Here is a 22,316-nt window from a genome sequence, read left to right on the forward strand (position 1 = left end):
TCTCCTCAGTGCCCTGAATGCATATTTACAGGCTGCTCAGACATTGCTGGCATACTGTTTTCTGTTTTTTCAGGGTGGCGCATACGTTCCAGCGCGCCCGTAATATTGGCTTCGGAGTCAATGAGGAACAGGCCACTGACCACCACGGTATCGCCTTCATTCAGGCCGGAGCCAATGCCGGACTGTTGCTGTGATTCATGCAGAACGTGGATCTGTTTCGGCACAAACTTGCCTTCATCATCAACAGTAATCACGCGCTGTTCTTTGCCGGTATCGATAACGGCCTGGCTTGGTATCAGCAGCATCTCCTGGCTCTTGGTATTCAGTTTCAGATAGGCATTCATGCCCGGCTTGAGAAACTCATCCTTATTAGAAACCTGGAGACGGACCTGAAGCGTACGGGTTGTCTGATCCACGCTGGGAAGAATGTTCCATTTTTCGACATGGAATGTTTTATCCGGATAAGCCGGTACCGAAATTTCAAACTGCGACGTATCTTTCAGCAGATATGCGATAGATTCTGGCACTGCAGCGCTGATCCAGACCGGGTCCATCCCCTGAATCTGAGCCACTACTTTATCTTTCGAAATATTCATTCCGGTGCGCAGGTCAAACGCAGTAATGACACCATCAATAGGTGCTTTAATGGTAAAACGGGTCTGGATTGTGCGGGTTGAACGCAGCCTTTGAATATCCTCTTCCGGCATACCAGCTAGACGAAGTCGCTCCAGAACCCCTTTTATCTGGGTTGACGTACCGCCTGTACCGGATAACAGCAGGAACTCACTTTGTGCCTCAACCCATTCAGGAATGGTGATATCGATAAGCGGAGTGCCTTTCTTCACATGATCGCCAATCGTCAGGGGATACACTTTTTCGACGAAACCGTCAGAGCGCGCCTGCACAATGACAAACTGATACTCGTTGTAACTGACATTAGCCGGGATTGTCTGAGAATAATTCAGCATTCCTCGCGTGACTTTTTGCGTTTTTAATCCCAGATTCTGAACCTGCGTTGGATCGATACGGATCCCGCCACTGCTTTTATCGCCGCTTTCATCAGCATATTTTGGCACCAGGTCCATATCCATAAAGGGAGATTTTCCGGGTTTATCAAATTTGGTATCCGGTTTCATCGGGTCATACCAGAAAAGTACCTTTCGCTCCGGTGCCTTTTGTTCGGTTTGTACTGTTTTTTGTGATGAGTTTACATACTGCCAGGCAGTAACCGATATCAGCCCTCCTGCTATGAGGCTGCTGATAATTATTGCAGCATATTTTATCTTTAAAGAAGCCATACAATTTCTCGCTGAAAAATCAAAACACCTGGCATATGCGCCCGATCATTCATTCACAGTAATCCCTTAATGAATGTTCAGGCGCACTGGATGTATTCGCTCCGGACTGATAATCAGGATTGCGTAACGTTAATGCTTTTGAGTAAGGAGATATTGCCCTGCTGAATAAACGAGAAATCGACATGGTTGCCGGTTTTCAGGGCATTGATAGCGTCGTCTGCATTAACAAAAGTGAAGCGCATGGTCATTGCAGGCCAGCCCACAGCAGGGATTGCTTCGTGCGAAATGGTAATCTTTTTACTATTCATATCAATGTCTTTAACGACACCGGTGCCCTTGATAACCTGCTGTACCGAAGCATCACTGGCAGCATTCATATCGCCATGCTGATGTGTTTCAGCATGAAGACCGGCAGAAAACATGACAGAGAAGGCACCAAATAAAACGGCTTTAAGTGAATTACGCATTTTTAATTTCCTGATTAATTAAATAAATTTACTCTACCCAACCGCCACCCAGCGCGGTAAACAGATTAATTTCGTTAACCTGTCGGGAATAGGTAAGATCGAGAATGGTTTGCTGCGTAGCGAAGAGGGAACGTTCTGCATCCAGCACTTCGATGTAACTGACAGCACCACTTGCATATAATCCTCTGGCACGCTGGAGAGTTATCTGAAGTGAATCAAGATAACGCTGCTGTGACTCAAGTTGCTGGCTAAGGCTGTCGCGCAGCGCAAGCGTGTCGGAAACATCCTTAAAGGCTGACTGAATTTTTTGTTCGTAATTAACCACCGATTGTTGCTGGCGAATTTCAGCCAGCTTCAGATTGGCTTTATTCCTGCCAGCATTAAAAATAGGAATTTCAATTTTAGGGATAAAATTCCACATTCCACTTCCTGACGTAAACAGGCTTGACAGCTCCGTACTGCTTGCGGAAAGACCACTGGTCAGGGTAATGGAGGGGAAAAAGGCCGCTCGCGCTGCGCCAATATTGGCATCAGCCGCTTTCAGCTGATATTCCGCTTCCATAATATCCGGTCGCTGCAGCAAAATTTGTGAAGATAGATTTGGTGGCAATTTTACTGGTGCGATCTCCCCGCCTTTCATCCCTTTTTCTGACGGAAGTGCGCGGTACGTTCCCAGCACCAGTTGCAGGGCATTGTTTGCCTGAGCCAGATCGCCTTCTCGTTTGGCTATTTCGGCGCGGGTACTTTCGATTTGTCCTCTCGCCTGTTCAAGTGCCAGAACGTTCGTACTCCCGGTCACGAGCTGTTGCTCAACGAAAGCATAGGACTGTTCATAATTTTTCAGCGTTTCCCGCGCAATACGGAGTTGTTCGTACGCCAGTTGCTGGCTGAAATAGCTCTGTGAAACGTTGGAGACCAGCAGGATGTGTACGGCCCGACGGGCTTCTTCGCTGGCAAAGTAGTTCTGGCGGTCAGCATCACTCATGTTCTTAAGTTTGCCGAAAAAATCGAGCTCATAGCTGAGCTCCAGTCTCGCGTCGTACTCCTGTGTGGTCGGCTTGTCACCTTTCAGACCACCGCTGTATGTTATCCCGGATGAGGCATTCAGCTGGGGGTAACGATCTGCATCCGTGACGTTGAACTGGGCTCGGGCCTCTTCAACCTTCAGGGCAGCCATTCTCAAATCACGGTTATTAGTCAGAGCTTCACCGATCAACCGGGTAACCTGGGGATCGACAAAAAAGTTACGCCAGCCCGTATCCTGATAGCCATTTACCGCTGGCGTCAGGCTGTTATGGGACAGTGAAAACTGCTGGGGTACCGGTGCTGCGGGCCGCTGATATTCAGGCGCAAGCGACACGCAGCCTGCCAGGATGAATATCGTGCTAATGCTGAGTAATTTTAATTTGAACATAACGCTTCTCGTCCAGGCAGACCTGGTAAATGGTTCAAATGAAGTCCAGAGTATTGATAGGGGTACTTTACCTAACGCTCTCTGTTTGCCGAGTGACAGGATAATGACAATGTTGTCATTTTTGCTGTAATCCGTTGATAACGATCGTGGGCGCAATAGAATGACATTAGCAGCCAGCCGGGGAGCAAGATGAAAATATTGATCGTCGAAGACGAAATTAAAACAGGTGAATATCTCAGCAAAGGGCTTACAGAGGCAGGGTTCGTAGTGGATCACGCTGATAATGGTCTTACCGGATATCATCTCGCCATGACAGCCGAGTATGATTTAGTCATTCTGGATATCATGCTACCTGATGTGAACGGCTGGGATATCATCCGCATGCTGCGCACTGCCGGAAAGGGTATGCCGGTCTTACTGCTGACAGCCCTCGGCACGATCGAACATAGGGTCAAAGGACTGGAACTGGGTGCGGACGATTATCTGGTTAAACCCTTTGCGTTTGCCGAACTGCTCGCCCGGGTGAGAACCCTTCTGAGGCGGGGAAACACGATGATCACGGAAAGCCAGTTTAAGGTGGCTGACCTCTCGATTGATCTCGTATCCAGAAAAGTCAGTCGCGCCGGAAACCGCATTGTGCTCACCAGTAAAGAGTTCAGCCTGCTGGAATTCTTCATTCGCCATCAGGGAGAGGTTCTTCCCCGCTCCCTGATTGCCTCTCAGGTCTGGGACATGAATTTTGACAGCGACACTAATGCGATCGATGTCGCAGTAAAGCGACTCCGCGCTAAAATAGACAACGATTACGAGACAAAGCTGATCCAGACAGTCCGGGGCGTGGGCTACATGCTGGAGGTCCCGGATGCATAGCAAACCTTCCAGACGCCCTTTCTCACTCGCTCTGCGGCTGACCTTTTTTATCAGCCTGTCCACGATACTGGCTTTTATCGCCTTCACCTGGTTTATGCTGCATTCTGTTGAAAATCATTTTGCCGAGCAGGATGTCAGCGATCTTCAACAAATCAGCACCACACTGAACCGTATACTGCAGTCCCCGGTGGATCCGGATGATAAAAAAATAAGCAAAATAAAGGAATCAATTGCCAGCTACCGCAACGTTGCCCTTTTGCTCCTCAATCCCAGGGGTGAAGTGCTCTTTAGCTCAGCTCAGGGGGCGGCACTACGCCCGGCAGTGAATTCAGCAGATTTTAGCGAGCACAGCCGCGCACGGGATGTCTTTCTCTGGACGGTGGAGGATCCTGCGGGACCGATGGATACCGGGTCCGAAATGAAGATGGAAACATACAGGATTATCGCCTCCTCTGGTCAGGCGATATTTCAGGGCAAACAGCAGAACTATGTCATGCTGACTGGCCTATCCATTAATTTCCATCTCCATTACCTCGATGCGCTGAAAAAGAACCTGATTGCGATTGCCGTCGTGATAAGCCTGTTGATTGTTCTGATCATTCGAATCGCTGTCCGTCAGGGGCACCTGCCCCTTCGTAATGTCAGCAATGCCATTAAAAACATCACCTCCGAGAATCTTGATGCGCGACTGGAACCGACACGCGTTCCCATTGAGCTGGAGCAACTGGTTATCTCGTTCAATCATATGATTGGAAAGATTGAGGATGTCTTTACCCGCCAGGCCAATTTCTCTGCCGATATCGCGCATGAGATCAGAACGCCCATCACCAATCTGGTGACGCAGACTGAAATCGCACTGAGTCAGGATCGAACACAGAGGGAACTTGAGGATGTCCTCTATTCCAGTCTTGAAGAGTATAACCGGATGACCAAAATGGTCAGCGATATGCTGTTCCTGGCACAGGCAGATAATAATCAGCTGATACCTGACAGGGTCATGTTTGACCTCAGAGCGGAAGTCATGAAAGTCTTCGAGTTTTTCGAAGCCTGGGCCGAAGAACGCAATATCACGCTCAAATTTAACGGGATGCCCTGTCTGGTCGAGGGAGATCCACAAATGTTTAGAAGAGCGATCAATAATCTGTTATCCAATGCCCTGCGTTATACCCCTGAGGGACAGGCAATCACCGTCTCAATAAGAAAACAGGGGAGCTTTTTTGACCTTGTGATTGAAAATCCGGGGAAACCAATCCCTGAAGAGCATTTATCAAGGCTGTTTGACCGTTTTTATCGGGTGGATCCGTCCAGACAACGAAAAGGAGAAGGCAGCGGCATCGGTCTTGCGATTGTGAAGTCAATCGTGGAAGCACATCACGGAAGAGTGCATGTGGAATCGGATATACGCTCGACACGTTTTATTTTATCCGTACCCAGACTGGAGAAAATGATTCCGGATCCCCAACACTGAGAATAAAGATTTAAATGACAAAGATGTCATTAGCCTGTCATGCAGCAAACAGAAGCCATTCGATATAATTAGTGCAACTTATCAGGAAGGCTGGATTGCTTCATCAATACCCGGCGTCAGAGTACGCCAGGAATGAATATCCAGCCATCTCCCGGAGAAATAAGAACTGCCGAACCTGTTTAAGTTATGAAACTGAAAACACCGGTTGTACTTCCCCGGACATCATTAATTGAGAAATGGAGAGTTATCATGAAAAATATCGTATTAGCATCTTTGCTGGGCTTTGGTTTAATTTCTTCGGCCTGGGCCACTGAAACCGTGAATATCCATGAGCGCGTCAACAATGCACAGGCCCCTGCTCACCAGATGCAGTCTGCTGCGGCTCCTGTCGGGATCCAGGGGACTGCTCCCCGTATGACCGGTATGGACCAGCATGAACAGGCCATTATTGCTCATGAAACCATGACGAACGGATCGGCAGATGCGCACCAGAAAATGGTGGAAAGTCATCAGAAGATGATGGGAAATAACACAGTATCCACGACCGTCCCTTCAACGTCTTACGCGGCGATGGATGAGCATGAAAGAGCAGCGGTTGCCCATGAATTCATGAATAACGGTCAGTCCGGCCCACATCAGGCCATGGCCGAAGCGCACCGCCGCATGATCAATGTAGGCTGAATGCGACTGTAGTATCCGTGCTTTTTACCCTTTCCTTGATAGATTATTCCTTAACCGGATATGTTGTGACATTTTTGCCCCCATCAGGGGGCTTTTTTATATGACTCAGCTACAATTAACCGGTACCTACCTGAAAAGGATTTATTAAATGAAAATCAAAAACACCCTTTTTGTTATATTAATGTTATCCCTGCCAGCAATTTCTGCCGAACATTCGGAAATGAAAATGTCAGATATGCACTCATCGGCATCGTCACAGGAATATATGGCTGGCATGAAAGACATGCATGAAAAAATGATGGCCGCCGTTAATGAGCCCGATCCCGATAAGGCCTTTGCAAAAGGTATGATCGCACACCATGAAGGAGCAATAGCAATGGCTGAGACCGAGCTTAAATACGGAAAAGATCCCGAAATGAGAAAGCTTGCGCAGGACATCATTAAAGCTCAGAAAGGTGAAATCGAGCAGATGAATAAATGGCTTGGCAGTCAAAAATAAAGATTGCAAAAACGCCATGATAAGCGTAATTTTAAATCACTCCCGGGCACGGGATCCTGTTAAACGTTAAATAATTAAAACCCGATTAATTTCGGTTTTTTTATATTCTATACTCCGGTCCTTTGCTGTGGACCGGAATATATGCAGCTGCGATTATTTTAACACATTATCTCGTCATGGAAATAATGTCGCTCAGGATCTCAATCAGTTCAATTCTTTCCTGCGTTCCGTCATGATAGGTTGATCTTGAGATTATTCTTTCCGCTGTCATCTGGGGCCAGAATTTATCAAGCACATTATCGGGTTTCATTCCCACAGCCCGGCCGATTATTTTTTTAGCGTCACAGGTGTCCGTAAACGTGACTGCTACACCGGTAATTTCTTCGATCAGATCCGGGCAGAGATAGTTCTCTATTTCACGTTTGCGCGTGGCGAAGAATACCTTACCGGCTTCCTCCACTTCTTTTTTACGTTTCTGAATGGACAGAACCTGTGCAGGGTCTCCCCCAATATCGGAGTCCAGAAATACGCACCAGGGAAGCCCCAGATCGTTGGCCAGATTTAAGGTAACCCAGTGTTTGACGCTCCCGCATCCTCCTATGAGGACTGGCACAATTTTCACGTCCTCAAGAGAGGCTGGCAGCACACCTGATTGTTTAAATGAACTGGCCGCATGCCTCAGGAAAGTGACATCCGACTTTCCTTCTACCAGAACAATGCCTTTAGCCCTTTCCATACCAGTCTCTGGCAACACCCCCAGGCTTTCAGTTGCTTCCTTCAGCACATCGTCATCCGGCATTTTTACAACGGGTTCACCTGTCTCATTTCTGGTGACATAACGTACTGAATCGCCACGGATAATCTAGACACTTCCGAGCCGTTGATAATACTGTTTTTCATATTCTGTCGGTGACATCTGTTCGCTAGAACCATGCCGACGCTTACTGTTATAAAACATTTCGATGTAATCAAAAATATCACTGCGGGCTTCTTCTCGCGTTCCGTAGATCTTTTTCTTTATCCGTTCACGTTTCAACAACTGGAAAAAACTTTCTGCAACCGCATTATCATGGCAGTTACCGCGACGGCTCATGCTACCCTCCAGGCCGTGTGATTTCAGGAACGACTGCCACTCATGGCTTGTGTACTGACTGCCCTGATCCGAATGAACCAGCACCTGTTTTTCGGGATTACGCCGCCATACAGCCATCAGCAGTGCGTTCAGGACAATGTCCTTTGTCATCCGGGATTGCATGGACCAGCCGATAATTTTGCGTGAGAACAGATCAACAACAACGGCAAGATACAGCCAGCCTTCGTGGGTCCTGATGTAGGTTATGTCCGTTACCCAACGCTCATCAGGAGCATCCGGATTGAACTGTCGCTGGAGCCTGTTGGGTGACACGATACTGGCCTCGCCTTTACGTGCCCGCGGGCTTCGGTATCCGACCTGAGCCTTTATTCCGACACGTTTCATCAGTCTCCAGACTCTGTTTACTCCGCACTGTTGCCCGCTGTCACGCAGATCCAGATGGATTTTGCGATAACCATAGACGCATCCCAATTCCAGCCAGAACTGTTTAATCTGTCCTGTCAGTCTCAGGTCTGCCTGATGGCGTTGTGAATGCGGCTGCTGAAGCCAGGCGTAAAAACCACTGGGATGAACATCCAGCACCCGACAGAGCAGGCGAACAGGCCAGCAACAGGAGTTGTCACGGATAAAGGCGTACCTCAGTCGGACAGCTTTGCGAAGTACGCCGCAGCTTTTTTTAATATGTCCCGTTCGTCGGTAACCCGTTTCAGCTCTTTCTGGAGACGGCGGATCTCGGCCTGAGCATCTGACTGTTCTTTATTAGTGGAAGAATCCGGACCGTACTTCTTTATCCAGGCATAAAGGCTGTGGGTGGTGATATCGAGACGTGTTGCAACGCTGGCAACAGAATAACCGCGATCAACAACCTGTTTGACTGCTTCAGTTTTAAACTCTTCGGGATAACGCTTACCGCTCATGGGCACCTCTCTTTAAGCCATCTTAAATGACTCTGAGGTGTCTGTTAAACCCATGGCGATTCAATATCCGTTTCCAGAGGTTAAACGGATTTACCACCCGAAGGTATCCTCTCTCAGGCTGCGAGGATTTTCCGGTCACCCGAAGGTGTTTCTCTCAGACCGGTGAAACGTTAGCTGCTAGTCACCCGAAGGCGCTCCTCTCAGACTGCCGGAGCATTAGCTGGTTGCATGTAGCAACAAGTAAGCCTGTCTATTTTCAGAGCAAATAGTGATTATGTCAACCTGGGTATCAAATGGGTATACCTATTAAATACTATCCAGTTTATTGGTAGAATATAAATAAGTTACCACTTAAATGATACCGATTGGAATGTGACTATTTTAATGTTACTGCCGGAGGAACTTTGTTTATATTTGGATATCTTCGTGCTTCAACTCAGGAACAGGATGCACTGCGTGCAAAATCGAGGCTCAAGGACTTTGCTCAACAACACAATCATCGCATTGCTGGCTGGTATGTTGAAAATGCTTCAGGCGCAGCATTGCACCGACCGGAACTGATGAGACTGCTTCAGGATACAGAGCCAGGGGATGCGATACTTATAGAACAAGTAGATCGGCTTTCACGCCTGGATGATAATGGCTGGGAATCTTTAAAAAAGATGATTAATGAGAAATCGCTTTCAATAATAAGCCTTGATTTGCCTACAAGTCACATTGCCCTGTCCACACCATCAGCTTATGACTTTACTCATAGTATGCTCCGGGCAGTGAATAATATGATGCTGGACATGTTAGCTGCTATCGCCCGTAAAGATTATGAAGATCGTCGCAGAAGGCAGATGGAAGGAATTACAGCCGCCAAGGAAAAAGGGAAATACAGGGGGAGGCTAGCAGATAAGGAAAAACATGAGTTAATTAGAACGCTTCGCAAGAAAAACGGAAAATCAATAAATGAAACGGCAAGGCTCGCCGGCGTTTCACGCATGACAGTTATTCGAGCATGTAAAGATACGGATTGAAATTTAGAAAAGCCACAGCCCTGAATGAGCTGTGGCGCTACGTCCTGAAAATTCAGTAAAGAAACAACTTATTCTGTTTCACCGCGAAAATAAACTTGTTTAATATAACGACCACGGCCATCTCCATGCCCCAAATCCATCGATACTAATGCTTCAGCTTCGTCGCGGCTCATTCCATTTTTAATATGATGATTTACAGCATCACGTGAATAAGCGTAACGCAAACTATGCGGGGCATTTTTACCATTCATCCCTGCCTCTCGTACAATATTTCGGTAACGATCTATTGCAGTATGCAGAGAAGGTTTATCAATCAGTTTTCCGTTATGTTCACTGACATAATGAATTGCCTTATCAAGAATTGATAAAACTTTTTCACGATTGAAAACTGTTGTTTCTCTCGGCCGCCCGCCTTTAGTCCCGAAAACAACACGGACACGCTCATTATTGTTAATCAATGACTGCTTCCATGTTTTTAACGACTTTGCGGACTGCACGGTTTCTTCTGTTCTCAATCCAAGGTATCTTGAAAGTTGTACCGCGAGCGCAACACCTTCATCTTTTTTAAGCGCAAAATTCACAACCGCATTAAGTTTTTCATCTGTAATAGGAAGTTTAGTGCCATCCCGGTTAGCACCAGAAATTCCCAGGGCCTGATTACTCAGGCTGGTATGATTGGGATCGGCCAGTTTATTTCTTCCTGCTGATAATAAAACAGAGCGGATAGCAGACATCTCATTCTGTAACGTCCTGAGAGACAAACTGTCTGCCTTCCTGCTCTCAATATATTTTTCAATATGGGAAGTTTTGATATGTTTTACGTCCCTAATCTGAATATTCAGTTCAGACAGACGTTCAGAAAAACGTTCTGCAATTCTTGAGCGGTCAGCCACAGTTTTATAACTTCCCCTTCCCTGACGAGCAAGTGTGACAAGTTGTTTGCACAGCTGTTTACTGAATCTGGACATTCCTATATCTCCACAGGGATACACGTCCCTCGGCTTGTAAATAAGCGGACGGATCTGTACCCCAGTAATTCATCCCCGACGACACGGTTGCTTTTGCGCTTCCTGCGTCTCAACTGGTATCTGTGCATCGGGGCGGCGAATTGTTGAGTTCTTGCGAGGCACCCCAGATCTCTGATCTGTTTGCTGCTTATGCAGAGCTGACTTACGTCAAGCTGCCTCCAACACTACTGTTCGTAGTGTCGCCATCGATACCGAGTCGATTTCCTCCTTACTGATAATTGAACGTTCAGACGGCCTTCCGTCGTGCTTACGTTGATGTAAAAGTGAGTTTAATACCGTACTAACACGGACTACATGTTGGTCAGATGGTAGTAAAACGTTGAAAACCACGTCGTACGTGGGTTGAGACGTTATGCGCTGCGCGCGTCACTTGGTAGTGTCTTCGCCACTTCACAAGTGACGCCGCGCAGCTTCGTGCTCCTAATGCAACTCCGTAAGCGGCCAAATGTGCCAAATGGCCTTATCCGTCGATGCAAAAGTCGTACGAAACTCAGGGCGTATCCCTGGCAAGAATCATAACGTAGTGAAAGATCAGAGCCTGATTCAGCTCCTTTAATGACAATTCAACATCAGGAAGATGTGAATCATTGAGGCGTTAGCCGGCCAGTTTTTGGTCGGTGACCTTATCCACATTAGTGGCCCCCGTTTTCAAAGGTTAAACGGGTTTACCGCCATAAGGCGTCCCTCTCAGGTATGTGGGACATTAGCTGGCAGTCACCCGAAGGCGCTTCTCTCAGACCGCTGAAGCATTGGCTGGTAACCGCCCGAAGGCACCCCTCTCAGGTTACAGGGGTTTTGGATGGTCGCCGTAGCGACTTCTAATGCACTGGTGATGTTAGCAACGCCTCAGATGATCGTCAACTTTCTTATATTATTCATTGTTAGGGTCTGCATATATCACCATTCCAACAGACATTAGATCCTCAACGTCATTAGCAAGAAAAGGTATAAAAGATTTGCTTTGAATTTTTTCTACTATACCTTGCCCAACGACTATAGGTACGTATTGATAGCCAGGAAAAATATCATTTGGCTTACCTACCAGCACACCTCCAGTATATTCATGGCAATCAGGAAATACATTTGAAAGAGTACTCAGATATGAAATATCAATCAAATGACCAGTATCTGTTGTATACCAGGCATGAAGATTTAGAGCAGGCGTCTCAGAAAAATCTTCGGGCTGAAATCCCTTGTTGGACCATTTTTCAAATTCATCATATGTGGGATTATAAAGCCATTTATCTCCCTTCCATAATTGACCGACTGTCGTCCAAATTTTACAGCCAAGTGCGGATTCAAAATATGGCTGAAGGAAATGACACCACTTGAGACATTGCCCTGCTGAAAAAGAGAAGCTATCCACTTCTGCTTCATGACACACTTTTGCCATCATATTATGATAATCCAATTCACCATCCTTCAAATCCGTTATTGAACCTTCATTAAAGCCCAGCCCTTTTGTAAATTTTAATGCATGCTCAAAGTTGGCTCTGTAATCCAGAGTTTCGTCACACTCTATAATTCGGCCTTTATATTTATTATGGAAATAGGACAAGAGATTAAACACACTTACTCCTTATAGATTTATGAGTGCGGATATAGCAATATCCACACCCTTAATAATTAGTTACTTCCCTTCAGCTACATTCTTAATATTTTGCATTAAATCCTGCAAGCCGCTACTTGCGAGTCTTTGCTTTGAAGAAGAACTGTACGTTATATGAATACGACTACCTGACCCATTTTTTTCTAGCTCAATAGTTAGGTGATCATCATAGTCGCCCCAATCTGAGCCCATTTTATAATAACTTCCAGTCATCGCATCCCATTCCTGATTACTATCGGTAATTGCGCTGGCAGTCCATTCGCCATCGTTATTTTTTTCTCTAATTGATCTCAGTTCATCATTAGAGATAAACTTAAACTTCCTTTTAATTCTTGCTGCTGCAGTATCAACATCTACTGGTACAGTATAACTTTTAGAGGTCGATTCTTTTTTTTCTGAAGGAGATACTTTCATACGCTGCTCATCATTTCCTGAGGAGTTACCTCTCAGGGAATTCATTATTCCTGAGGCACCATCACTGATTTTCTGGTTTGTAGTTGCTATATCATTCATACTACAAGCTGTTACGAGAACAGGTAGTATTAAAATAGTATATAGACCCTTCATATTCCTTTTTTCTCCCTATTTTTACCGTGAAAATAACAGCTTTAGTACGACTTACTATTCCGTCACATTGTAACAGACTGTAAAACCCTGCCGTATTGTATAATGAAAGTCAATGATGAGGTATACCAAATGGCTGGGCGTAAAAAGGAAGCTCACTTCACTTTAATTATATCACTTAGCTTAGTCGTGAAGGCGGGGGAAAGCCTTTCTCTGCGCATCTTCCAGCCCATAGATGCATCTTTAATACCTTGCCCTGCAAACCAAACAGAGCCTTTGCCTGAATGGTTAATGCTGTCTATTAATGTCATCAGCTCTTCGCTGTTACGATGAGGCTGAAAGTCATCAAAAAGGGTCAATTGAGATACGGCAGCGCTTCGGAAATCAGTGAGCATCACGCCAGCACGATGATAACGGTGCCCTGGTACAAATATCGTATCAAATGCCTTTATAGCCGCGTTAATGATATCCCGTGAATCCTGAGCGGGTACAGCAAGCTCTGTTACCGCCTGATTCTTATAAAACACCTCATTTTCTGAGAAAGGGCTGGTACTGATGAAAACTGCTACCCGTTTACAAAATTGATGCTCTGCACGGAGTTTTTCTGCTGCACGTTCAGCATGAGCGCAAATGGCCTGATGCAGGCTGACTTCGTCCGACGGTTTTTCTCCAAAAGATCGGGAGCATATGATTTGTTCTTTTGGGGCAGTAAATTCTTCTAAACCGAGGCAAGGAATACCGTTCAGCTCTCTGACCGTGCGCTCAACAACTACTGAGAACTGTTTACGAATGAATGAAGGCGACAGCTCAGCCAGCTGAAGTGCATTGTTAATGCCCATAAACTGTAATTTTTTACCCAGCCGCCGTCCTATACCCCAGACCTCCTCAACTGGTACTAAAGCCATTAACTTACGCTGACGCTGTCTGTCACTGAGATCTACCACACCTCGCGTTGCGGGCCAGCGCTTACTTGCATACTGAGCCAGTTTGGCGAGCGTTTTTGTAGGGCCTATTCCCACTCCCACAGTCAGATGTGTTCTTCGCTTAATCTGATCACGTATCTGATGGCCAAACACCTCAAGCGATAACAGATTACGCATACCCGTAAGATCACAAAAAGCTTCATCGATACTGTAAATTTCCACACGCGGAGTCAGTAACTGCAAAATAGTCATCACTCTGTCTGACATATCAGCATTTATGTGGAATACAATTTCAACAGCTTAATTAGTAACCGACTCAAAGCACGCGCGCTTTAGGTATGTCAGACCAGCGCGTGGTCCAAGCAGGGCTTAGCATTTCACGTTTCATTTTCCATTCGGTATTAATGCCCTGGCCCGCAAACCATACATTTCCCATTCCGGACTGGTTGATATCATCCAGTACCTTCATCAGCTGTGCGCTATTGGCCCGCGGCTGGTTATCTTCAAACAGATTGAGCTGGCTTACACCGTTTGGAGTGAAGTTATCAAGCATGATACCTGCTTTCATGTACCTTCGACCCTCAAGCCAGATACGGTCAAGTGATCGCATCGCAGATTCAATAATGTCACGCGTGTCCTGTGTTGGCAGCGTCAGTTTCTCACCAGCGCTGTTCCCGTAAAAAACCTCACCGTTTGCGTGTGGCGACGTCCGGATAAACACACCGATGTTGCGACAGTACTGACGTTCCCCGCGCAGTTTTTCCGCTGCGCGCGCAGCGTACTGACACAGCGCCTGCTGCATAGCGACTTTTGAGGTAATTCGCTCGCCGAAGCTGCGGCTACAGACAATCTGCTGTTTTGCCGGTGGCAGCTCTTCGAGCGGAATACATGATTCACCGTTCAGCTCGCGTACGGTGCGCTCCAGCACCACGGAAAAGTTATCGCGAATGAACTTCGGACGCGCGCGTGATAGCTGCAGAGCAGTTTCGATGCCCATAAGGTTGAGTCGTTTACCGATACGCCGTCCCACGCCCCATATTTCCTCAACGGGCTGGTTAGCCAGCAGGGTTTCAGTACGTTTCGGATTACCTGGCGTAAGCGCCAGTACGCCGCGAAACTGCTTCCACTCCTTGCCCGCCCACTGGGCCGATTTTGCCAGTGTTTTGGTCGGCCCCATGCCGATACCGACGGTGAGACCCGTTGTGGTAAAGACATGCGCACGCAGGCGACGGCCAAAAGTTTCGAAGTTCTCACAGCCGTCAATACCGGTGAGATCCAGAAACATCTCATCAATGCTGTACTGCTCGACGCGTGGCGTTATCTCTTCAAGCGCGGTCATTACTCTCTGGCTGAGGCTGTGATAAAGCGCGTAATTGGAGCTGAACACGTGCACCTTTTCCGGATAATCCTGTGTTTTTACCTCAAACCATGGCGCACCCATTTTGATGCCAAGCGCTTTTGCGCCAGCGGAGCGTGCAATGACGCATCCGTCGTTGTTGCTGAGCACTAGCACAGGTCTGCCACGCAGGTCCGGGCGGAACAGCGTCTCGCAGCTGGCATAGAATGAATTAACGTCAGCCAGGCCGAACATGGACATCATGATCTCCGCCGTGTGTAGATAACCCGCACATATCAGTTTCTCCGGCGCGGAGTGTGCACGAAGTGCGCCACTACGCCGAAAATTTCCAGGGTATCCGGGTCTGGGATAATAACAGGATAGGCGGGATTCATCGGCTGCAATACCGGCCCTTTCTGGGTAATAAGAAGGCGCTTGACCGTAAATTCGCCGTACAGTACAGCGATAACCACGTCGCCGTGCTCAGGCCTGAGTGCCCGATCGACTATCAGCAGATCGCCGTCGTAAAGTCCTATATCCTGCATGCTGTTGCCCTGTGCGCGCAGGAAAAAGGTGCTTGCCCTGTGGGCTATTAGATATTCGTTTAAGTCGAGTTCCTGCTCCGCATAGTCCTGGCAAGGAGAGGGAAAACCGCAGGGTACGCGTTCCAGGAAAAGGGGCCTGTAGCTGGGCGGCGGATTATCCGCCGGGTGCATCAACTCAAAGGCGTGAAACATAGCAAAAATCCCTGTCAAAATGCTGTACGTATTTACAGTAGTATTGTCTGACTTTACGGACGAAGCAAGAAGCGTGGGGCGACACAAATATCATTAAAATAATGGACTATTGATTTATTTGAATTTATAGCGGAACGACAGCTCGTAAAACAAGCAGCTATCAGGACTTTCTGTGTCAGGGCATGTTAAAAATTTATTTTGATTCAGGAAAGATCTTACTTAGTCTGTTCAGTACTTCACTTATGCCCCTGCTGACAATCCGATCCTCCCGCATCACTGTCCCCAGAGTCCGGTGAAGCGATGGCGTTACTGAGTAAAGACTGAGACCCTGCCTTTCTTCATGACTTGCAACGGACATACGGGGAACGATGCTGTAACCCAGGCCGGAACGAACCATCCTTTTAATGGCTTCAATACTGCCAAGCTCCATAACCGGGCTGACAGTATGCCCTGCATCGCTGAACCATCCGTCAATCAGATCGCGTGTGGCACTTCCGGGTTCAAATACAATCAGCGGCAGTGGCAAAAGGGTATCAGGAGACAGCGGTTTTGCACTCTGCTCCGAGGTGTCCTTTTCCATGATTACAACAAACTCATCCGTACCCAGCGGGCTGACACTCAGGCATTTACCGGCTGCCGGCAGCGTTACCAGACCAATATCTATACGGTTTTCCTCCACTCCCCGTACAATATCTGAAGTATTGCCTGTGCGTACATCCACCTTCAGCAGGGGATGGGTCTGTCGAAGTTGCTGCAGTAAGTGAGGTAGCAGATGGATACAGGCTGTTGCGCCTGTGCCGACAGTAACGGTGCCGGTTATTTCGTCTGAATGCAGGGAAACCGCTTCAACCGCTCCGCTTACCACCGCATCAATTTTCATGCAGTGTTCAGCGAGAGTCAAACCGGCAGTCGTTGGTCTTACTCCCCGGCTGGTTCGCTCAATAAGCCTGACCTTAAGCGTCTGCTCCAGCTGTCTTATCTGCAGGCTCACTGCCGGTTGCGACAAGCCAAGTACTTCTGCCGCCCCCGAGAAACTGCCCCGGCTGATGACCAGCCTGAAGGTAGCCAGATGATCGAGGTTCAGTGTTGCCATGCCAAAGTTTTCCTCATAACGCTGATAAGCCCTGCTGCCTGTCTGAAATGATTCATCCGGGTTAGTCTCTGTTTCTGATCTGAAAGGGAGCTGTACTGATGGAAATAACCGAAGCAGATGAACGACATATTCCCGCTATACAACAGATTTATGCTTATCACGTATTACACGGCACCGCCACTTTTGAAACCGAACCGCCGGGTGAGGCTGAAATGGCAGCCCGGCTGAAAAAGGTACATGCAGCAGGACTGCCCTGGTTGGTGGCGGTTGACGGAGGAATTGTTCGAGGATACTGCTATTTGTCTCTATACCGGGAACGGTGCGCCTATCGCTTTACTCTGGAAGACTCTGTATATGTTGATGCCACGTATCAGGGGCGGGGCATTGGAAAAATGCTGCTATCCCGTGCAGTAGGATGGGCAGAAGCCCGTGGTTTTCGGCAACTTGTAGCGGTGGTGGGGAACAGTGAAAATACTGCCTCCCTTGCTCTTCACCGCGCTGCAGGCTTCAGCATCACTGGCACCCTCAGGTCTGTAGGATTCAAGCATGGGCGCTGGCTCGATACGGTTATCCTGCAGCGTACGCTCGGGCATGGCGACGCTACGCTTCCGGAAAGTACAGAATGACACAAGGATATCTGACAGGCCGCACCATTTTCTGCATCGGCATGACGCAGCTTATCAACTGGGGTATTACGTTCTACATGCCGGGTGTCTTCGGAGCCGCCATCATGGCGGAAACAGGCTGGTCTTCCGGTGAGACATTCTCCGGCCTGAGCGTTGCCATGCTCGTTATGGGGCTGGTTTCACCGCTTATCGGTCACGTAATGGCCCGTACCGGTGGACGCACCCTGATGATGGCGGGAACTTTGGCTATAACCATCGGGTGTTTTCTGATGGCGTTTACCTATTCAACATTAGCGTGGGATGCCGTCTGGATCCTGACAGGCGCGGGCATGCGGCTTGCTCTGTATGACGCCGCTTTTGCCATGCTTGTGGAAACCGCAGGCGCAGAGGCTCGCAAGGCAATCTCTCTGGTCACCCTGCTGGGCGGTCTCGCGTCGGCCGCTTTCTGGCCTGCTGGCGCAGCGCTTCTTCACGTCACCGACTGGCGGCATGCCGTCATCATTTATGGCTGTGCGGGCCTGCTGAGCCTGTTTTTTTTAACTGCCGTTCCGGCAGGCAGTCGGGTAAAACTTCCCGTAACAGGGCGATCCGGCCATTCGGCTGACGCAACAGCAACATCAGAGGACACAAAAGCACTCATCAGCGGCCTGTGGTATGCCACTCTGATAGCGTTGATAAGCTTTGTCTCCACCGGCGTGTCCACACATTTTCCCCGGATACTGGCCTCTTATGGCGTGCCTGCTCTGGCTGGCATGCTGTGGGGAGTGGGGCAGTTAGGTGCCCGTCTGCTGGGTGTAGTTTCAGGTGCACGAATCTCCGCGATACGCCTGAACCTTATAACCGGTATCCTGCTTCCCCTCTGTTTTCTGACCGGCCTTGCAGGCAGCATTACTCCTGTGGCTACAGCCTTTTTCGTTCTGGGCTATGGGGCCGTAAACGGACTGAATACGATCGTGAAGGCCGTACTTCCTCTTGTGCTGTTTGATCCGCAGCAGTACGCCCGCAAAACAGGAATACTGATGTCGCCGGCATTTTTTCTCGCGGCACTGGCTCCGTCTGCGTATGCCATACTGCTGGAGCGCTACGGTATACCCGGCACGCTGCTTTTTTCCTTCATCCTGACCCTGATCATTACGGCGATTTCTGTGGTCCTCTGGCAGCGTCATTCTGGCTCTGTTGTGCAGAACCGGGACCATGGAGCATCTACCCTTCACGAAAAAAATGTTTGACGGCTTCCATATTTCTATTATTCTGGAAATATAGTTAAAGGAGGCCGCATGGATTTACACACCGCAGCAAACGCACTTCGAGAACTGGGCCACCCGACACGTCTCCGCATATACCGGGAGCTGGTCAGGGCTGGTCATGAAGGCCTGCCGGTTGGCGAACTGCAGAAGCACCTTGAGATTCCTGCCTCCACGCTCAGCCATCATCTTTCAGCGCTGATGTCCGCTGGACTCATAAGCCAGGAACGGCAGAGTCGTACCTTGTTCTGCAGACCTTGCTATGCGCAGCTTGAGCAGCTGATGGCTTTTCTCACTGAAGAGTGCTGCGCCGGTGGCAGTAGCTGCAGCCTGTCTACCGAGATTTCCCATAAAGAGACTCCATTGTGAATAACGTGAATGATGCCCTGAACAATATCGATCTGACACTCCTGGATACGCCCCTTTCGGAAGAGAAATTAAAGGCCGAAGAGGTGGCGCATCCGCCCCGCATACTGATGCTCTACGGTTCGCTTCGGGAGCGCTCTTACAGCCGACTCACCACGGAAGAGGCCGCACGGCTGCTGACGGCCATGGGCGCGGAGGTGAAGTTATTCAATCCGTCCGGCCTGCCGCTGCCGGATGATGTACCTGAGACGCATCCGAAGGTCGCAGAGCTGCGCCAGCTAGTGCTCTGGTCTGAAGGGATGGTCTGGTGCTCTCCTGAGCGTCACGGTGCCATGACCGGCATCATGAAGACGCAGATTGACTGGATACCGCTGACGTCCGGGGCGGTCCGGCCCTCGCAGGGGAAAACCCTTGCTGTCATGCAGGTCAGCGGAGGCTCACAGTCTTTCAACGCCGTAAACCAGATGCGTATTCTTGGGCGCTGGATGCGGATGATCACTATCCCGAACCAGTCATCCGTTGCAAAAGCCTGGGCCGAGTTTGATGAGGACGGCCGCATGAAGCCTTCTCCGTATTATGACCGCATAGTGGACGTCATGGAGGAACTGATGAAGTTCACCCTGCTGACGCGCGGTCGTAGTGGTTATCTCACCGACCGCTACAGCGAAAGGAAGGAGAGTGCTGCGCAGCTCTCTGAGCGGGTAAACCAGCGCAGCATATAAAAAAGCCGGCATCTGCCGGCTTTTTCACATTTTCCCTGTCACAGCCAAGGGAAACATCAGTGGCTGACGCGATTCCCTTGCTCATCAATGACTGCTTCGCCGTCCTCTTTGGTAAACGCTCCCTTCTGCGGGTCCGGCAGTATGCCCAGAACCACTTCGGAGGGGCGGCAGAGCTTCGTTCCCAGCGGCGTCACCACCACCGGACGATTAATGAGGATCGGATGAGCCAGCATCGCATCGAGCAGTTCTTCATCGCTGAACCGGTCTTCAGCCAGGCCGAGCTGCTCGTAGGGATCGGTATTTTTACGCAGCAGGGCACGCACGCTAATGTCCATGTCCGTAATCAGCTTTTTCAGCTCGTCGCGCGACGGCGGTGTTTCCAGATACAGAATCACCGTGGGCTCGGTGCCGCTGTTGCGGATAAGCGCCAGGGTATTGCGGGACGTCCCGCAGGCCGGATTGTGATAAATGGTAATGTCAGTCATGAGCGTTACTCCATAAAGGCGCTGCACAGGCACAGCTCCGGGGTTAAGGTTAAACAGACAGGCGCAGGGCCAGCGCAGCCAGCGTCACAAACAGTACCGGCAGGGTCATCACGATGCCCACGCGGAAGTAGTAGCCCCAGCTGACGGTTATGTTTTTCTGTGCCAGGACGTGCAGCCACAGCAGGGTAGCGAGGCTACCGATAGGGGTGATTTTCGGACCGAGGTCGCAGCCGATGATGTTGGCGTAAATCATCGCCTCCTTCACCACGCCCTGAGCGGTGCTGCCGTCAATGGAGAGCGCGCCAACCAGCACGGTAGGCATGTTGTTCATGACTGATGAAAGCGCCGCCGTCAGAAAGCCGGTGCCGAGCGTTGCGCCCCAGACGCCATGCTCGGCAAACCGGTTCAGGGCGGCAGAAAGGTAATCAGTTAGCCCGGCATTGCGTAGTCCGTATACCACCAGGTACATGCCCAGCGAGAAGATAACGATCTGCCAGGGCGCACCTTTCAGTACCTTTCCGGTATCAATCACATTGCCTTTCCGGGCTACCAGCCAGAGAATAAACGCCGCCACCGCGGCCACAAGGCTGACCGGCACGCCGAGTGGTTCGAGGGCAAAGAAGCCGATCAGCAGCAGGATGAGAACAATCCAGCCGGTTTTAAAGGTACGCGCATCGCGAATGGCCTCACGCGGCGCCTTCAGCTTCGCCAGGTCGTAAGTGTCCGGGATGTCCCTGCGGAAAAACAGGTGCAGCATCACCAGCGTGGCGGCCACGGACGCGATATTCACCGGCACCATCACCGAGGCATACTCGCTGAAACCCAGTTTAAAGAAGTCTGCCGTGACGATGTTGACCAGGTTTGACACGATGAGCGGCAGGCTGGAGGTATCGGCGATAAACCCGGCCGCCATCACAAACGCCAGCGTGGCCCCGGGGCTGAAGCCCAGCGCCAGCAGCATGGCGATAACGATCGGCGTCAGAATTAGCGCGGCTCCGTCATTGGCAAACAGCGCCGCCACTGCCGCACCCAGCAGAACGATATACGTGAACAGCAGCCGGCCCCTGCCGCCTCCCCAGCGGGAAACGTGCAGCGCGGCCCATTCAAAAAAGCCGGACTCATCGAGCAGCAGGCTGATAATGATGACCGCAATAAACGTGGCCGTGGCGTTCCAGACAATCTGCCAGACCACCGGAATATCCCCGATTTGTACTACGCCGGTCAGCAGCGCCAGCGCGGCGCCGATAACGGCACTCCAGCCAATACTGAGTCCTTTCGGCTGCCAGATAACCAGTACCAGCGTCAGAATAAAAATCGCACCCGCCAGAAACATACCCTCTCCTTCTTAATTATAACTGCCCGTTGAAGCGGGCTGCTAACTGTACCCTGTAAATATATGCGTTTAATCGAATGTGTTTAGATAAAATTTTTACATGCAGACAGCTTTGCCGTTGGTGGTTGCGTTATCACGCTCAGCCTGCTGACTGAGATGAAGAATTTCATCCCGCTGACACAGATATGCCTGCTCAATGACCGCTGCTGCCCACGCAGGCATGTGTGGCGATAACCGGTAATGGATCCACTTGCCGTCGCGCCTGTCGATAAGCAGTCCACTCTCTCTGAGCAGGGCCAGGTGCCGCGATATTTTTGGCTGTGTTTCTTTCAGGATAGATACAAGCTCGCAGACGCAAAGCTCCCCTTTTTCGCGCAACAACAGCACCAGGCTGAGCCGGGTTTCGTCAGAAAGATTCTTAAAAAGTTGCAGGGGCAGCAGTGACGGCATAATTTCTCCTTCGTGGCGGACAGCAACAAGTCTCGTCTGCTGCAGACGAAAGGTCAACTTTATATTTATAA

General features: G+C 49.4%; 23 protein-coding genes and 1 pseudogene. 9 read left to right on the top strand and 15 right to left on the bottom strand.

Annotated elements, in window-relative coordinates:
• Window positions 1–5 precede the first annotated feature (5 nt).
• The 3 genes from silB to silC all read right to left on the bottom strand — a co-directional run bounded on the left by silB (window position 6) and on the right by silC (window position 3,179).
• Complete coding sequence (gene silB, locus CYR52_RS10240; RefSeq protein ID WP_001485328.1) at window positions 6–1,298, bottom strand: Cu(+)/Ag(+) efflux RND transporter periplasmic adaptor subunit SilB; 1,293 nt, start codon at window positions 1,296–1,298, stop codon at window positions 6–8.
• 113 nt (window positions 1,299–1,411) lie between these two features.
• Window positions 1,412–1,765 carry a cation efflux system protein CusF gene (gene cusF, locus CYR52_RS10245; RefSeq protein WP_001246153.1) on the bottom strand — a complete coding sequence of 118 codons (354 nt, stop codon included), beginning with the start codon at window positions 1,763–1,765 and terminating at the stop codon, window positions 1,412–1,414.
• A 28-nt stretch (window positions 1,766–1,793) separates the two neighbouring features.
• A complete protein-coding gene (gene silC / locus CYR52_RS10250) occupies window positions 1,794–3,179 on the bottom strand; it encodes a Cu(+)/Ag(+) efflux RND transporter outer membrane channel SilC (protein WP_000475503.1) in 1,386 nt (461 codons plus the stop codon).
• Window positions 3,180–3,368: 189 nt separating this feature from the next.
• On the opposite strand from silC, the gene silR reads away from it, so the two are divergent.
• The 4 genes from silR to copM all read left to right on the top strand — a co-directional run bounded on the left by silR (window position 3,369) and on the right by copM (window position 6,697).
• On the top strand, window positions 3,369–4,049 hold the full coding sequence (gene silR, locus CYR52_RS10255) for a copper/silver response regulator transcription factor SilR (protein WP_000697968.1): 681 nt from the start codon (window positions 3,369–3,371) through the stop codon (window positions 4,047–4,049).
• Window positions 4,042–5,517 carry a copper/silver sensor histidine kinase SilS gene (gene silS / locus CYR52_RS10260; RefSeq protein WP_000555738.1) on the top strand — a complete coding sequence of 492 codons (1,476 nt, stop codon included), beginning with the start codon at window positions 4,042–4,044 and terminating at the stop codon, window positions 5,515–5,517. Before silR ends, silS begins: the two co-directional genes overlap by 8 nt.
• Window positions 5,518–5,766: 249 nt before the next feature.
• The gene (silE, locus tag CYR52_RS10265; RefSeq protein WP_006785880.1) at window positions 5,767–6,198 is read left to right on the top strand and encodes a silver-binding protein SilE; all 432 of its coding nucleotides are present in this window, start codon (window positions 5,767–5,769) and stop codon (window positions 6,196–6,198) included.
• 148 nt (window positions 6,199–6,346) lie between these two features.
• Window positions 6,347–6,697: a CopM family metallochaperone gene (gene copM, locus CYR52_RS10270; RefSeq protein WP_006785879.1), complete on the top strand. Its 351-nt coding sequence runs from the start codon at window positions 6,347–6,349 to the stop codon at window positions 6,695–6,697.
• A 166-nt stretch (window positions 6,698–6,863) separates the two neighbouring features.
• Here the strand turns inward: copM and CYR52_RS10275 are convergent.
• Both CYR52_RS10275 and CYR52_RS10280 read right to left on the bottom strand, forming a co-directional pair.
• Window positions 6,864–7,547, bottom strand: a pseudogene (locus CYR52_RS10275) (TOPRIM nucleotidyl transferase/hydrolase domain-containing protein); the annotation flags it as partial.
• A gap of 12 nt (window positions 7,548–7,559) precedes the next feature.
• Window positions 7,560–8,707 (bottom strand): IS3 family transposase gene (locus CYR52_RS10280; RefSeq protein ID WP_087464944.1). Its coding sequence is split into 2 segments (ribosomal slippage): window positions 7,560–8,458 and window positions 8,458–8,707, totalling 1,149 coding nucleotides; the frame shifts between segments, so codons are not numbered across the junction.
• Window positions 8,708–9,111: 404 nt separating this feature from the next.
• Between CYR52_RS10280 and CYR52_RS10285 the strand changes: the two genes are divergently transcribed.
• Window positions 9,112–9,729 (top strand): recombinase family protein, encoded by a 618-nt coding sequence (locus CYR52_RS10285; RefSeq protein ID WP_020899211.1) that lies wholly within the window; start codon window positions 9,112–9,114, stop codon window positions 9,727–9,729.
• Window positions 9,730–9,797: 68 nt separating this feature from the next.
• Here CYR52_RS10285 and CYR52_RS10290 read toward each other — a convergent pair whose 3' ends face one another.
• The 7 genes from CYR52_RS10290 to CYR52_RS10320 form a co-directional block, all read right to left on the bottom strand.
• Entirely contained in the window at window positions 9,798–10,697 is a 900-nt protein-coding gene (locus CYR52_RS10290) for an integrase domain-containing protein (RefSeq protein ID WP_006786007.1), read from the bottom strand.
• 931 nt (window positions 10,698–11,628) lie between these two features.
• Window positions 11,629–12,327, bottom strand: coding sequence for a hypothetical protein (locus CYR52_RS22400; protein ID WP_020899212.1), 699 nt, complete (start codon window positions 12,325–12,327; stop codon window positions 11,629–11,631).
• 60 nt (window positions 12,328–12,387) lie between these two features.
• Window positions 12,388–12,879, bottom strand: coding sequence for a hypothetical protein (locus CYR52_RS10300; RefSeq protein WP_023888462.1), 492 nt, complete (start codon window positions 12,877–12,879; stop codon window positions 12,388–12,390).
• Window positions 12,880–13,085: 206 nt separating this feature from the next.
• Complete coding sequence (gene umuC / locus CYR52_RS10305) at window positions 13,086–14,144, bottom strand: translesion error-prone DNA polymerase V subunit UmuC (protein ID WP_308302662.1); 1,059 nt, start codon at window positions 14,142–14,144, stop codon at window positions 13,086–13,088.
• 25 nt (window positions 14,145–14,169) lie between these two features.
• Complete coding sequence (umuC, locus tag CYR52_RS10310; protein ID WP_023202697.1) at window positions 14,170–15,444, bottom strand: translesion error-prone DNA polymerase V subunit UmuC; 1,275 nt, start codon at window positions 15,442–15,444, stop codon at window positions 14,170–14,172.
• A gap of 41 nt (window positions 15,445–15,485) precedes the next feature.
• Window positions 15,486–15,926: a translesion error-prone DNA polymerase V autoproteolytic subunit gene (gene umuD / locus CYR52_RS10315; RefSeq protein ID WP_006786002.1), complete on the bottom strand. Its 441-nt coding sequence runs from the start codon at window positions 15,924–15,926 to the stop codon at window positions 15,486–15,488.
• A gap of 193 nt (window positions 15,927–16,119) precedes the next feature.
• Complete coding sequence (locus CYR52_RS10320; RefSeq protein ID WP_006786000.1) at window positions 16,120–17,019, bottom strand: LysR family transcriptional regulator; 900 nt, start codon at window positions 17,017–17,019, stop codon at window positions 16,120–16,122.
• Window positions 17,020–17,117: 98 nt separating this feature from the next.
• Between CYR52_RS10320 and CYR52_RS10325 the strand changes: the two genes are divergently transcribed.
• Genes CYR52_RS10325 through arsH form a run of 4 tightly spaced genes read left to right on the top strand, consistent with a single transcriptional unit; the run spans window position 17,118 to window position 19,977 of the window.
• Window positions 17,118–17,645: a GNAT family N-acetyltransferase gene (locus CYR52_RS10325; RefSeq protein WP_020899215.1), complete on the top strand. Its 528-nt coding sequence runs from the start codon at window positions 17,118–17,120 to the stop codon at window positions 17,643–17,645.
• Complete coding sequence (locus tag CYR52_RS10330) at window positions 17,642–18,874, top strand: MFS transporter (protein WP_101828534.1); 1,233 nt, start codon at window positions 17,642–17,644, stop codon at window positions 18,872–18,874. Before CYR52_RS10325 ends, CYR52_RS10330 begins: the two co-directional genes overlap by 4 nt.
• 48 nt (window positions 18,875–18,922) lie before the next feature.
• Complete coding sequence (locus tag CYR52_RS10335) at window positions 18,923–19,258, top strand: ArsR/SmtB family transcription factor (protein WP_006785996.1); 336 nt, start codon at window positions 18,923–18,925, stop codon at window positions 19,256–19,258.
• Entirely contained in the window at window positions 19,255–19,977 is a 723-nt protein-coding gene (arsH, locus tag CYR52_RS10340; RefSeq protein ID WP_006785995.1) for an arsenical resistance protein ArsH, read from the top strand. The genes CYR52_RS10335 and arsH overlap by 4 nt, the downstream gene beginning before the upstream one ends.
• Before the next feature lie 56 nt (window positions 19,978–20,033).
• On the opposite strand, the gene arsC is transcribed toward arsH, so the two are convergent.
• The 3 genes from arsC to CYR52_RS10355 form a co-directional block, all read right to left on the bottom strand.
• The gene (gene arsC / locus CYR52_RS10345) at window positions 20,034–20,462 is read right to left on the bottom strand and encodes a glutaredoxin-dependent arsenate reductase (RefSeq protein WP_006785993.1); all 429 of its coding nucleotides are present in this window, start codon (window positions 20,460–20,462) and stop codon (window positions 20,034–20,036) included.
• A 49-nt stretch (window positions 20,463–20,511) separates the two neighbouring features.
• Entirely contained in the window at window positions 20,512–21,795 is a 1,284-nt protein-coding gene (locus tag CYR52_RS10350; RefSeq protein ID WP_006785992.1) for an arsenic transporter, read from the bottom strand.
• A 96-nt stretch (window positions 21,796–21,891) separates the two neighbouring features.
• Window positions 21,892–22,245 (bottom strand): metalloregulator ArsR/SmtB family transcription factor, encoded by a 354-nt coding sequence (locus CYR52_RS10355; protein WP_006785991.1) that lies wholly within the window; start codon window positions 22,243–22,245, stop codon window positions 21,892–21,894.
• Between the last annotated feature and the right edge of the window lie 71 nt (window positions 22,246–22,316).

The organism is Chimaeribacter arupi (genome assembly GCF_002858805.1).
In the GTDB taxonomy this organism is placed as follows: Bacteria; Pseudomonadota; Gammaproteobacteria; order Enterobacterales; family Enterobacteriaceae; genus Chimaeribacter; species Chimaeribacter arupi.